The organism is Kutzneria sp. 744 (assembly GCF_000568255.1).
Taxonomy (GTDB): Bacteria; Actinomycetota; Actinomycetes; order Mycobacteriales; family Pseudonocardiaceae; genus Kutzneria.
The window spans coordinates 242,590-254,589 of record NZ_KK037166.1 but is presented as its reverse complement, the minus strand read 5'-3'; the positions used below and the strand labels follow the sequence as shown (position 1 = coordinate 254,589).

Sequence of the window (12,000 nt, the reverse complement as noted above, 5' to 3'; positions counted from 1 at the left end):
CAGGGCGTCGGCGAGTAGCCGGCTGATCACGTCGACGCGGTCGAGGGTCGTGATTTTGAAGGCCCGCACGGTCTCCGGGGAGACGTTGCGCTCCAGGTTGAGCGGGGCATGGGCCAGTAGGTCGCAGAGCAAGGGTCGGGACGACAGCGTCTCGGTGATGACGGCGGAGACGCCGGCCGGCGTGGGCGTGGCGTCAGGCAGGGCGGCGCGGAGGGCCTCGGTCCATTCCTGCCAGCCCTCGGCCGTCAGCTGGAGGTAGATCTCCTCGCGGGTCTCGAAGTACCGCAGTAGGGCGGACTTGTGCATGCCGACCTCGGCGGCGATGTCACCGAGGTTCACGCCTCGCACGCCGTCGCGCAGCGCCAGGGCCCGTGCCGCCGCCAGGATCGCCTCGCGCCGCTGCTCCTTGTGCTCGGGGCGCCGCGCCCGCTGGAACTCCGGTGTGACCACGTCGACAGGTTAACGCAACAAGGTTGCCTTGTTAAGAGAACGCTGGCGCGTTAACGTGATAGGAGAACGGCGTTGCATTAACGTCCGGACGGTGTCGGAGAGGTGGAGTCATGGGCAAGGTGTGGCTGGTCACGGGTGGTTCGCGCGGTCTGGGACGCGCGATCGTGGAGGAGGCCCTCGCCGCCGGCAACAAGGTGATGGCGACGGCCCGCATCATCGACAGCCTCAAGGATCTGGAGGAGCGCTACGGCGACGACATCCTGCGGTTCGCCCTCGACGTGACCGACTACGGCCAGGCCGAGGCAGCCGTCGCGGCCGCGGTGGAGCGGTTCGGGTGGCTGGACGTGGTGGTGAACAACGCCGGCTACGCCAACATGGCCTCCGTCGAGGAGGTCGACATGACCGACTTCCGTGAGCAGGTCGAGGCCGTCTTCTTCGGCACCGTCCACGTCACCAAGGCCGCGCTGCCGTTGTTCCTGGGGCAGGGTTCCGGGCACTTCATCCAGGTCACGTCCATCGGCGGCCGCGGCACCTCGCCGGCGCTCTCTGCCTACCAGAGCGCCAAGTTCGCCACCGAGGGCTTCTCGGGCGTGCTCAACGACGAAGTCGGGCACCTTGGCATCAAGATCACCATCGCCGAGCCCGGCCTCATGCGCACCGACTGGTCCGGCCCCTCGATGATCATGCGGCCCTATCACGAGCGCTACGAGCCGGTCTTCGCCCCGCTGGTCCGGCACCTCCAGGGCAGCCGTGGCGAGGAGCCCATCGATCCGGCCAGGGTCGGCCGGGTGCTGCTGGACGTCGTCGAGATGGACGAGCCGCCCCTGCACCTGGTGCTGGGCAGGGACGCCGTCGACCGGATCCGGGTCGGGATGGCCCGTCAGGCGGCCGAGGACGAGCGCTGGGCCGACCTCGGCCGGTCGGTCGACTTCGCCTGAGCTAGCTGCTGGTCAGCACGGTCTGGCGGGCCAGGGTGACCTGGATCGGGCCGCGGTGGCAGTCGGGGCAGAGGGTCTCCGCTCGCGGTCTGGTCGCTCTCGCACGGCAGGCCGCCGCGGGAGTAGAAAGAGCGGATGTTGCCCTCGGAGTCGGTGATGAGCACGGCCTGGTAGCTGTCCGTGGTGGTGGAACCGCAGCGGATGCACGGAATCGGTACTGCTCGACGACACGCTCGGAGAACATCCGCCCCATCCCTTCAGCTCGGGAACTGCCGCCCGTAACAATTGTACGCTGCAACAGTTTCTGTGGACATGGGTTGTTGGCCAGACGGGTCGTCCATCCCATGGTGGGACGACGCCGCGGGCCTGACCCGGGGTCCACAGTGGACCCGCCGCCATTGTGGCCCACGGCGTCGTGACGAACCGGTATCATCCCGGCGTGAGCAGCGAGTTCGACGACCAGGACGACATCGCCGACGACCTCGGGGACGAGCTGGCGTCGGAGCAGGACGACGGTCCCCGCGCGCTGCCCCGGGGGATTCGGCCGCTGCTGGTGCTGGGCAAGATCCGCCAGATCATCGAGGTGTTCGCGCCGGACCGGCCCGAGCTGACGTTCCTGGAGATCCGCAAGGCCACCGGGCTGCCGGCCAGCACGTGCCAGCGGCTGGTGGCCAACATGGTGGCGGAGCAGTTCCTGGACCGGCACGGCGACCGCTACCGGATCGGCCTGCGGTTCGGCTACTGGGCCTCCCCGGCCGGCGCCGGCATGGACGTCAGCGAGGTGGTGCGCCCGGCCCTGGAGTGGCTGCGGGACGCCACCGGCGAGACCTCGTGCCTGTACCGGCGGGAGGGCGACGTCCGCGTCTGCGTGGCGATGGCCGAGACCTATCACGCCATTCGCCGTGAGATGTACGTCGGCAAGCTCATGCCGCTGCACGCCGGCTCGGCCAGCCGCGTCCTCCTGGCCTGGGACGAGTCCAAAGTGGACGAAGTCCTGGACCGCCCGCTGGAGCGGTTCACCTCCACCACCGTCACCGACGCCGCCCTCCTGCGTGCCCTCCTCGCCCAGACCCGCCAGCAGGGCTACGCCTCGACCTTCGAGGAACGCGACCCCGGCGCCGCCTCCGTCTCCGCCCCGGTCTTCGGCCCCGGCCGCTTGCTGGTCGGCGCCCTGGGCATCAGCGGCCCCACCATGCGGATCTCCACCCAGCAGAGCGCCGAGTGGGCCCCCTTGGTCGTCCGCGCCGCCCAGCAGGCCACCCAACTCCTCGGCGGTCAGTAGGTGCTGAGCTCGGTGGTCACATGGTCGAGCCTCACCGCGTACTCCCGAGCGCCCACGGATGGCTGCCCGGCGACCGGGTGGCGCCCTCGGCGGCACGGCTGCGTGACGGCTCGCCCAAGGCCGAGACAAGGGCCGAACCGCGAGCCACGAGCCGTTGGAAGGTCGACGGCGCGAGCCATCTGGGCCGCAGCGCGTAGAGGATGTCCTCCATGGCGGTATTGCCGCTCGCCCCTGGCGCGAAGGGACAGCCGCCGAGCCCGCCGAGCGAGGCGTCGACGGCGACCGCACCGGCGTTGATGGCGGCAAAGGTGTTGGCCACGCCCAAACCCCAGGTGTCGTGGCCGTGGAACCACACCTCGCCGCCCACCGCGGCGGTGAGGCTGGAGACCTGCGCCGGCACGGCCTGCCCGATGGTGTCGCACAGCACCACGCTGTCCACGCCGGCCGCCCGGGCATCCGCCACCACGGCCAGCACGGCATCCTCGGGCGTCTGCCCCTCGAACGGACACGTGAACGCCGTGGCCAGCGCCAGCTGCACCGGAACGCCGAGCGTGACGGCCTCGGCCAGGCCGTCGAGGCTCTGCTCGACGTCGCAGCCGACGTTGGCCTTGTTGTGCGAAGGCGAAACGGACAGCACGTACTGAATCTGACGCACACCGGCCTCGACCGCCAGCCGAGCACCCTTCGCGTTCGGCACGAGAACCCAGCAGCGATCCAGCTCGGAAGCATCAAGCGCCGCAACGACGTCCAGGGTGTCGGCCATCGCCGGCACGCGCCGGACAACGGCCCCGATCTCCAGCGTGGGCAACCCGCAGGACAGGAGGAAGCGCGCGAGGGAGATCTTCTCCGCGGTGGGCAACACAGCGGACACCAGCTGCAACCCGTCCCGCAGCGTCACATCCCGCACCACGACGTCGTTCACAGCACCTCCTCGGCGTAGAGACCGTCGATCTGGTCGTCGGTGAAATCCAACAGCCCGGCCAGCACTTCACGGGTGTGGGCCCCGAGATCCGGCCCCAGGGAACGGACCTGGGTCGTCCGGTCGTCGATCCTCGGCACCACACCCGGAAATCCGACAGGGGAGGGCAGCCCGGGCACGTCGAACTGCTGCACCATGCCCCGGGCCAGGTACTGGGGATCGCGGGCGATGTCGGCGGCCTGGTAGATCCGTCCGGCCGGCACGCCGGCCTTCTCCAACGCGCACAGCACGAACGAGATGTCATGCCGCCGGGTCCACTGCCCGATGGCGAAATCGATCTCGTCCCGGCGAGCCCAGCGGCCGTCATTGGTGGCCAGCAAGGGATCCGACGCCAGATCCGGGCGCTCGATCACGTCCATGAACCGCCGGAAGATCGAGTCCCCGTTGCCGGCGATGATCACCGTGCCGTCGGCGCAGGCGTAGGCGTTGCTCGGGGCGACGCCCTCCATTCGCCCGCCGAGCCGTTCCCGCTGCACGCCGTACGCCTCGAAATCCGGCAGCAGCGACTCGGTCAGGCTGAACACGGCCTCGTGCAACGCGACGTCCACGGCCCCGCCTTCCCGGCGTAGCAGGCACATCAGCGCCCCGATCACGGCGTACAGACCGGCGACGGAGTCGGCGAGGCTGACGCCCGTCCGCGCCGGCAGCCGATCGGGCTCCCCGGTCAGCTCCCGCAGCCCGCCGACGGCCTCGGCGATCGCGCCGAAGCCCGGACGGTCGCGGTAGGGGCCGTTCTGTCCGTAGGCGGAGATCCGCACCAGCACGATGTCCGGCCGCACGACCCGCAGGTCGTCCGGCCCGAGCCCCCAGCGCTCCAGCGTGCCGGGCCGGAAGTTCTCCAGCACGACGTCGCAGTGCGAGGCCAGCTCCAGGGCGATCTTGCGGCCGGCGTCGCTGCGCAGGTCGAGCGTCACGGACCGCTTGCCGCGGTTGATGGTCCGGTACAGCAGCGAGGTGTCGCCCTCGACCAGACGCCAGCGCCGCAGCTCGTCGCCGCCGGCCGGCCGCTCCACCTTGATCACGTCATCCAACTTCTATTTCCGCCGTTAGGGACCTGGATACTTGGTACGGAAGTCGGCCAGCAGCCGGCCGGCCGTCGGCGCCGCGATGTAGTTGCCCAGCTCCAGCACCCGGATCCCGCTCATCGGCCGATCGCCCACGACTACCTCCTCAACCACAATGCGGTGCACTCACCACGATGAAGCTACTCCGGTGTCGCCGGCCGTCCAGTGTCTCCTCGGTCACGCCTGGCCCGATCCCGGTTGCCTGCCTCCGCCTTCGCGCCCTGCCCCTGCCCTGCCGCCGGCTTCTCCCTCACCTCTTCCCCGTTTATCTGCCACATGTGGCGTCTGGAGTCGACTGTGGCGCACATGTGGCGGCGGGGGTGGCGACGATGGGAGCGCGGGCGGGGGGTCCAGGGGGTGGGACCGCACTTGTTGTCGTATGTGAAGAGGTTTACCGTGCTCCATCACTGGGTGGCCAAGTAATCACATCGTGGTGGTTGGAGGCGTGGATTCGATGCTCGACGAACGTTCGACCCGGTCACGGGTGGCCCAGCGGCTGGACGAGTTGCCGGTCACCCGGACACACCTGAGAGTGGTTCTCGCGGTCGGTCTCGGCCTGTTCTTCGACATGTACGAGGTATTCCTCGCCGGCACCGTGAGCACGGCCCTGACCTCGAAGTTCGGCCTGTCCGGCACCGGACTGGCGCTGGTGCTGGCCTCGGCCTTCCTGGGCATGTTCGTCGGCGCGTTCTTCGTGTCGCGGCTGGCCGACCGCCTCGGCCGCCGCCGGCTGTTCCTGTTCTCCCTGCTCTGGTACTCGCTGTTCTCCCTGCTCGGCGCCTTCAGCCCGAACGCGGCGACGGTCGTGGCCTGCCGCTTCCTGGCCGGCGTCGGCGTGGGCGCCGAATACCCCGTCTCCGACGCGTACCTCAGCGACGTGTTGCCCGCAGGCTCCCGCGGCCGCCTCGCGGCATGGGCGTACACCTGTTCCTTCCTGGCCGTGCCGGTGCTGGGCTTCCTCAGCCTCGGCCTGGCCACGCAGTCGCCGCTGGGCATCGACGGCTGGCGCTGGCTGCTGGCCATCGGCGCCGTCGGCGCGATCGGCGTGCTGGTGCTGCGGCGCCGTCTGCCGGAGTCGCCGCGCTGGCTGGAGTCGGTCGGCCGCCACGACGAGGCGGAGCGCGCCCTCGAGGAGTTCGCCCAGGCCAAGCCGCTGCGCCGGCAGCCGAGCCCGTCCCCGTTCACGGCGACGACGCCGTCCGGGGAGGCCAAGAAGCCGCTGACCACCGCCGCGCTGGCCAAGCAGCCCTACCGCGGCCGGATGCTCATGCTCGGCGCGTTCCACCTGTTGCAGACCTTCGGCTACTACGGCTTCGGCACGCTGGCCGTGCTGGTGCTGGCCTCGCGCGGCTTCACCGTGCAGCATTCCCTGCTCTACACGGCGTTGTCGTTCCTCGGCTACCCGATCGGCTCGCTGCTGTCGGTGCCGCTGATCCACCGAATCGAACGCAAGTTCCTGGTGATCGGCTCGGTGATCGGGATGGCCGTGGTCGGCATCCTGTTCGCCACGGCCGGCTCGCCCGCATTGATCGTCATCGCGGGCTTCGCGTTCACGGCCATCAGCAACATCTTCTCCAACGCCTACCACATCTATCAGGCTGAAATCTTCCCCACGGAGCTGCGCGCCTCGGCCACCGGCTGGACCTACTCGCTGTCCCGCCTGGCCACCGGCGCGATGCCGTTCCTGCTGCTGCCGCTGCTGAACACCGGGGGTTCGACCGTCGTGTTCACGGTCGTGGCCGCGGCGCTGGTGCTCGTGGCGGTGGACGTCGCGGTGCTCGGCCCCCGCACCTCGGGCCGGTCGGTGGAAGCGATCAATCCTCGCTGAGGTGTGGTAAACGGACAGGGTGCAGATCCGGGTGCTGGGCACGGTCGAAGCCCAGGTTGGCGACGAGCTCGTGGCGCTCGGACCACGGCAGCGGCGGCTGGTGTTCGGCGTCCTGGCCTGGGAGGCCAACCGGCTGATCCCGATCGACCGGCTGGTCGGCCTGGTCTGGCCCGAGTCCCCGCCCCGCTCGGCCTCGCACGCCGTCCGGGTCGCGGTCTCCGACCTGCGGTCCCGGCTACCGGTGGAGATCGAGACGCACGGAACCGGCTATCTCCTGCGCTGCGACCCGATGCGCATCGACGTGCACCGGTTCCTGGCCCTGATCGCTCAGGCCCGGAAGACGGCCGACGACCGGGCACGGCTGGAGGTGTTGGACGAGGCGCTGGGCCTGTGGCGGGGTCCGGTCATGGCCGACGTGGCCTCGGACCGGACGCGGGACATGCTCGCTTCCGGCGTCGAGGAGACGCGGCTGGTCGCCGTCGAGGATCGGGTGGACGCCCTGCTCGGGCTGGGCGGGCACCGGGACGTCGTCGAGGAGCTGCTCGGCCTCGTCGACGCCCACCCGACCCGGGAACGGCTGGTGGGGCAGCTGATGCTGGCGCTGTACCGAGGCGGTCGGGCGGGGTCGGCGCTGGACGTCTTCCACCGCACCAGGGCCTATCTGGCCGAGGAGTTGGGCATCGATCCCGGCGCCGAGCTGCGGCGGCTGGAGCTGGCCATCCTGCGTAACGACGAGGAGCTGGAGCACCGCCTCGTCGAGCCGGACGCCCCGACGCTGGTCGGCCGCCGGCCGGAGTTGGCCCTGCTGGCCGAGTGGCGGGCCAAGGCGTTGTCGGGCCGACCGACGGTGGTGCTGTTGGAAGGCGCCGCCGGCATCGGCAAAAGCTCGCTCCTGGACGAGTTCGGGCGTGGCATCAGGGTGTTGCGGGGTCAGGGCGTGGCCGAGGAGGGTGCGCCGGCGTACTGGCCGTGGCGGCAGATCTTCCGGCAGTGGCTGGCCGAGACCGATCCGACCGTGGCCGCCGAGGTGTTGGGCGACTCCGGCGACCGGATCGCCCGCATCGTGCCGGAGATCCGGCGGTCGGACGTCACCGGTGAGCCGACCGCCGAGGAGCGGTTCGCGCTCTTCGACGAGGTGACGGCGCTGGTCACCAGGATCGCCGCCGGCGGGCTGGTGATCGTCGTCGACGACCTGCACTGGGCCGATCCGGCCTCGTTGCTGCTGTTCAGCCACCTCGCCCGTGGTGTCGTCGGCGCCCCGCTGATGCTGGTCGGCGCCTTTCGCCCGTACGAGCTGCGGCAGACGCCGCGCGGCGGCGAGACGCTGGCGGAGATCACCCGGCTCCCCGGGGCCAGCAGGCTGGAGCTCTCGGGGCTGTCGGTGGACGAGGTCGCCCAGCAGCTGACCACCGAGCTCGGGCGGCCGTGTGATCCGCACGAGGTGGCCACGGTGGCCCACCGCACCGGCGGAAACCCTTTGTTCGTCCGGGAAATCGGACGGCTGCGGCGCACGGACCCGAAGGCCCCGATCACCGAGGTGCCCACCGGCGCCCGGGACGCGATCCGGCAGTACCTGAGCGTCCTGTCGCCGTCCTGCCGCGCGCTGCTGAGCGCGGCTTCCGTGCTGTCGGTGGAGATCGACCCCGTCTCCCTGGCCGCCGTCTCCGGATCGTCCATCGAGGACGCCTTGGACGCCTTGGCCGAAGCCGTTGCCGCGTCAGTGGTGTTGCCGGGCTTCCGCTTCGCGCACGACCTCGTGCGGGACAGCCTGATGCTCGATCTCACCCCCGTCGACCGGGCCCGGATCCATCTCCGTGCGGCCGAGCACTTCGACGGCCTGGCCCAGATCGCGCATCACCGCCTGGCGGCGCTGCCGCTGGGCGACCCCGAGGCGGCCGCGCTGGCCGCTTCCCGTGCCGCCGAGCAGGCGTTGAGCCAGTTCGCGTACGAGGAGGCCGCGCGGCTGTTCGACCAGGCGCTGGCGGCGCTCGGCCGGCCGGACGGCGACCTGTTGATCGGCAAGGCCACTGCCCAGTACCTGTCGAACGCCATCGAGCTGGCTCAACGGACCAGTGAGCAGGCGGCCGAGCTGGCGCGGCGCACCGGCGATCCGATCGGACTCGCGCGGGCCGCGCTCGTGATGCCGGAACAGGCCGACCCCCTGTGGTTGCCCACGATCAAGCCGTGGTGCGAGCAGGCGCTGGCCGAGCTCCCGGCCGAGGACAGCGTGCTGCGGTCGAGACTGCTGGCGATGCGCGCGGTCATCGAGGTCACGGACTACGCCGCCGATGAGGCCATGCGCACCAGCAGTGCCGCGCTGGCCATGGCCGAACGGCTCGACGACCCCGCCACCCTGATCGAAGCCCTGCGGGCGCACAAGCACGCCCCACTCTGGTCCGACGGCGCCGTCGTACGGCTCGAACTCGGCATCCGGGCCGTGGCGCTGAGCGCCCGGGCCGGTGACGCGGCGGCGTGCTGGGGGCACCTGTGGCGGTACGACGCGTTCATGCAGCTCGGCCGCGTGCACGAGGCCGAAGGCGAGCTCGATTTTGTGCGAGCGAGTGGCCACGCGGCTCAACTGGCAGCTGGTGCGCTGGCACCTGAGCCTCGGCCGGGCCGCGATCGCCCACGGACGGGGCCGGTTCGCCGAGGCCAACGCCCTGCTCGACCGGGCGAGCCGGCTGGCCGAGCGCGGCAACAACCCACACGCCCATGCCGGCACCGAGATCACCCGGGCCTACTACACCGCCTCCATCAGCGCCGAGGTCGGCGACGCCGTGGCCGCCATCACCCGCGGCTTCGGCTCGTCGCTGATGGCCCGGTTCACGCTTGCCAACCTCTATGGCCTGATCGGCGACCTCGACCGGGCGCGGGAGCAGTTCGACACCTGGCCGCCGATCGCCGAGGCCCAGGTGCAGGAGTGGTACCGGCTCTCCGTCTACGGCTCCTACGCCCAGGTGGGCGCCGCCCTCGGCGACACAACGGCCTGCGCCGGCGCGTACGAGCGCCTGCTGCCGTATGCCGCGCTGCATATGACCACCGGCTCCAACGCCGTGATCACCGGCGGGTCCGTGCACCTCTACCTCGGCCTCGCCGCCGCTTGCTGCGGCTGGACGTCCGTTGCCGTCGACCACTTCCGTGCCGCCAACGCTTCCAACGCCGCGGCCGGCCTCGCGCCGCGTGTCGCCGGGGGGCACTACCAGCTCGCCCTGTTGCTCCCTCGGGCCGAGGCGTTGCCCCATGCTCGCGAGGCCAACGCCATCGCCGCGCGCCTCGGCATGCCCCGCCTGGCCGCCCTTGCCCAGGAGCCACTCCAATGACCGACTTGCTCGACGTTGCCTCCGCCGTTCTGCCCGGTCAGTCCCTCCACGGCGCTTTTGTGGCCCAGGGCGGCTCGCACGGTGCCGTGGTGATTCCCGACGTGGCCGTCGTGCGCATCGCCCGCAAGCCGACCGCCGTCGCGCTGCTGCCTCGGCGTACGGAGTTGTTGCGGCGTTTGAACTCCATGGACCTGCCGTTCGCCGTGCCCGTTCCGCTGACCGAAGTAGCCGAAGTGGACGGCCACACCGCCGTCGCCCTGTCCTGGCTTCCCGGTTCCGGGCTTCCGCGCGGCACGGCCGTCGACCCCGCCCAGCTCGTTCGCCTGCTCGATGCCTTGCGCGGCATCGACTTGACCCTCTTGGACGGCCTCCTCGGCGAGCCCCACGAGTACGCCGGCGGCGCCCGCTGGCCGTCGCTCATGCTGGACGAGGTCGTCCCTCGCCTGCCCTCAGACGTCCGCTCCGACGGCCGTCGCCGCATCGAGGACGCTCTCGCCCTCCCGGCGGTGGCCCCTTCGTTGGTGCACAACGACCTTGCCGGCGACAACATGCACTGGTCCGCCGATCACCGCCTGGTCGGCGTGCTCGACTGGGACCTCGCCCAGCCCTTCGACCCGGCCATCGACGCCGCCTGCCTCGCCTGGTACGGCTGGGAAACCGTCGCCTCGGCAGTCCCCGCCGACACCCTGCGCCGGGCCCACACCTGGTACCGCACCTTCGGCCTCGAACAGGTCGCCTTCGCCGTCCTCAACGGCGAGCCCGAGGATTCCGTCGCCCAGCGCTGCGCCACCGCCGCCGCATGGCTCCGCCGCACCGCGAAATTCCCTTCGCCCTCCTGACGCCCACCCGCTACGGTTCCGCCGAACCCAGGGAGGCAGTCATGGACCGCTACGAGTTCGAGGTGCCGTTTTGAGCCGACCAGCAAGCGCCGCCGGGGGTTCCCTCTAGCGAGGCCCGGGTCAAACGCGGCTCCCGCGTCGTCGGCGAGGACACCGAGCTGATCGAGAAGCTCGGTGGCAACGACCCCTGCCCCTGTGGCTCCGGGCGCCGCTTTCAAGCGCTGCTGCCGCCCCCACGGCCGCTTCGACGACACCCTCGGCCACTACTACATCCGCGACTGACGCCCCACCCACCCCGCCCGCCCGATCCACCCGGCCCGCCCGATGCCACATGTGGAGCGCATGTGGCGCTGGGAGTCGAATGTGGCGCACATGTGGTAGTCGAAGGTTGGCACCGGGGCCGTCGGCGTTGCGTGGCGACTTCCACCCGCCCGTCGCCGGTCGCTCGGCCGGCACCTCTTGCCCTCCCGCTGCCCTGCCCGTGGCTCTACCAGGGGAGGGGGCCGTTGGCGTCGAAGTAGCCGCCGGTGGGGCCGTCGGGGACGAGGAGGAAAAAGGCCGATGATGACGCGGGCGCCGTCCTCGACGGACTGGGTGCCGGTGTTGTGGTTGAGGTCGGTCATGGGAAACCGGGCTCGACGGAGTTGATGCGCATGGACGGGAAGGCCTTGGCGTACTGGATGGTGTCATGTTGAGGGCGGCCTTTGAGGTCGGGTAGGCGACGCCGGGGTAGCCGTAGGCCTGGAAGTCGGGGGAGCTGACGTGGGTCAGGGACGCCAGCCCGCTGCTGACGTTGACCACGACGGGAGAGGCGGACCGCTGCAGCAGGGGGAGGAAGGCGTGCAGCACCCGGACGGGGCCGACGACGTTGGTGTCCAGGGTGGTCCGCATGACCTCGCCGGTGTGGTCGCCGGTGGCCAGCACGCCGTCCGGACCCATCTCGACCTGGACGCCGGCGTTGTTGACCAGCACGTCCAGGCCGCCGCCCGCGGCGACGGCGTCGGCCGCGGCGGCTACGGAGGCGTCGTCGGTGACGTCGAGCTGCACGAACACGGCCCCGACCTCGGCGGCGGCCCGGCGGCCACGGTCGGCGTCCCGGCTGCCGAGCCAGACCTTGTGGCCGGCTGCGGCGAGCTGGCGGGCGGTCTCAAGCCCGAGACCCTTGTTCGCTCCGGTGATCAGGATTGCCGTCATGATCGCCCACCGTAGGCCCTGGAGTGCGGTCCAGGTCAACGGCGCGACGCCGGTAGTCGCGGTCGAGCCACAGCTGCGCGCCCAGCAGCGGCAGGGTCCAGCCGAG

7 protein-coding genes and 2 pseudogenes are annotated in these 12,000 nt (G+C 71.0%); 5 read left to right on the top strand and 4 right to left on the bottom strand.

Going from position 1 to position 12,000, the window contains the following annotated elements; genetic code table 11:
• Positions 1 to 450, bottom strand: a 450-nt coding sequence (locus tag KUTG_RS01245) for a TetR/AcrR family transcriptional regulator (RefSeq protein ID WP_157495490.1), incomplete at its 3' end; no start/stop codon positions are given.
• Positions 451 to 560: 110 nt separating this feature from the next.
• On the opposite strand from KUTG_RS01245, the gene KUTG_RS01240 reads away from it, so the two are divergent.
• Both KUTG_RS01240 and KUTG_RS01235 read left to right on the top strand, forming a co-directional pair.
• Positions 561 to 1,388 carry an SDR family NAD(P)-dependent oxidoreductase gene (locus KUTG_RS01240; protein ID WP_043714301.1) on the top strand — a complete coding sequence of 276 codons (828 nt, stop codon included), beginning with the start codon at positions 561 to 563 and terminating at the stop codon, positions 1,386 to 1,388.
• A 439-nt stretch (positions 1,389 to 1,827) separates the two neighbouring features.
• Entirely contained in the window at positions 1,828 to 2,670 is an 843-nt protein-coding gene (locus KUTG_RS01235) for an IclR family transcriptional regulator (protein WP_232240586.1), read from the top strand.
• Positions 2,671 to 2,701: 31 nt separating this feature from the next.
• Here KUTG_RS01235 and KUTG_RS01230 read toward each other — a convergent pair whose 3' ends face one another.
• Positions 2,702 to 3,592, bottom strand: coding sequence for a beta/alpha barrel domain-containing protein (locus tag KUTG_RS01230; RefSeq protein ID WP_043714299.1), 891 nt, complete (start codon positions 3,590 to 3,592; stop codon positions 2,702 to 2,704).
• A pseudogene (locus KUTG_RS01225) lies at positions 3,589 to 4,794 on the bottom strand (CaiB/BaiF CoA transferase family protein). Before KUTG_RS01225 ends, KUTG_RS01230 begins: the two are co-directional and overlap by 4 nt.
• Positions 4,795 to 5,167: 373 nt before the next feature.
• Between KUTG_RS01225 and KUTG_RS01220 the strand changes: the two are divergent.
• From KUTG_RS01220 to KUTG_RS65840, 3 genes are all read left to right on the top strand, one after another.
• Positions 5,168 to 6,541, top strand: coding sequence for an MFS transporter (locus KUTG_RS01220; RefSeq protein ID WP_043727853.1), 1,374 nt, complete (start codon positions 5,168 to 5,170; stop codon positions 6,539 to 6,541).
• A 19-nt stretch (positions 6,542 to 6,560) separates the two neighbouring features.
• Positions 6,561 to 10,700 (top strand): BTAD domain-containing putative transcriptional regulator, encoded by a 4,140-nt coding sequence (locus KUTG_RS01215; protein WP_043714298.1) that lies wholly within the window; start codon positions 6,561 to 6,563, stop codon positions 10,698 to 10,700.
• Positions 10,701 to 10,858: 158 nt separating this feature from the next.
• Entirely contained in the window at positions 10,859 to 11,221 is a 363-nt protein-coding gene (locus KUTG_RS65840; protein WP_198047707.1) for an SEC-C metal-binding domain-containing protein, read from the top strand.
• Between the two features lie 226 nt (positions 11,222 to 11,447).
• On the opposite strand, the pseudogene KUTG_RS65835 reads toward KUTG_RS65840, so the two are convergent.
• Positions 11,448 to 11,894: pseudogene (locus KUTG_RS65835) on the bottom strand (SDR family NAD(P)-dependent oxidoreductase); the annotation flags it as partial.
• Positions 11,895 to 12,000 lie beyond the last annotated feature (106 nt).